At 28.8% G+C, this 1,210-nt stretch carries 1 pseudogene; it reads right to left on the reverse strand.

Annotation, left to right across the window (positions count from 1 at the left end):
* Positions 1–247 precede the first annotated feature (247 nt).
* Positions 248–1,210, reverse strand: a pseudogene (locus J3U00_RS11585) (hypothetical protein); the annotation flags it as partial.

Consider the following 1,210-nt stretch of genomic DNA (forward strand, 5'->3'; position numbering starts at 1 on the left):
AAAAAGGCTTAATAGGGTAGTGATAATGAATTTATTATTTAGGGATATCATCATAAAAAATACTCTAGTTACATATCCTTTGTTAACGGACTATTGTTATTAAATTTCAAATAAAACCAACAGCCATTATAAAGATTAGTTTTGAATGATTATTCTTTTTAATTTACTCATTTATATCGGTTTACTTACCACCGTTCATATTTATGAGGGTGATAAGCATAATAATTGTTTGTTTACTACACAATCTTTAATTCAATTCATAAATTTCTCTATCCACAAATTTGCGTTCGATAAGCTCACCGTCTTTATAGGTTTCTGTGTACAAAAGTTTGCCTTTTTTACCAGAAGATAGATCGATAAAACCGTCTGCTTTCTTTTGATAATCTAATTTATAAAACTTCCAAATTCCAATCGGTAACCCTTTATGGTAATTTGCTTCAAGATAAGAATAACCACGAGGATAAATATAATAACCGTTCGGCTTCTTCTCAATCCATAAACCTTCACGGGTATGATTTTCGACTAATCCTTGTTCTTCTTCATTTTGGAAAAATCCGTTTTGATCGTAATATCGAATAAATTTGCCTTCAGGCGAAATTTGGAATTTTTCATAACGGATAAAGTTAACGTATTCAGAATCACAAAAATCAAAGTATTTAATATGGATAATTCCTTTTCTGTCAATATACAGGCGTTTCGTATCAAGATTGGCATAAATATAAGCATTTAGGGAATCTAAGATGTTTCCTTGACTATCCATAACCACTAATTGTAATTTAGCGTAGGGTTTTACATTTGGTTTATCTGAAGTAGGTACATCTTCACTAAAAAGCATTATTAGAGATTGGTTATTTGATAAATTAATTTTCCATAATGGATATAATATTTCTTTATAGTTGTAATATATACTTGATTGGTTTTTTATAAACGGGTAGGGAAAAAAGTTATCATAATAGATATTAGCCATATTAGCATTAGTATAAGTATAAGTAATACTATCGGTAAGTTTTAAATCTCGTTTTTTATCTTTATAAACATCGTAAAACAAATTTGAATGATTATAAGCTAAATCTATAGGTGTTTTATACCATGTATTGCTTGGATAATCATACGATTTCCAATTTGCTGGGAATTGGACGTCAATTAACTCTTTAGTTCCGAAAGGTAAAGTAATTACGGGAATTGAATTCTTCTTTTTCGAATCTGAAAA

The sequence above is a fragment of the Gilliamella sp. B3127 genome (genome assembly GCF_026536935.1).
Lineage (GTDB): Bacteria > Pseudomonadota > Gammaproteobacteria > Enterobacterales > Orbaceae > Gilliamella > Gilliamella apicola_E.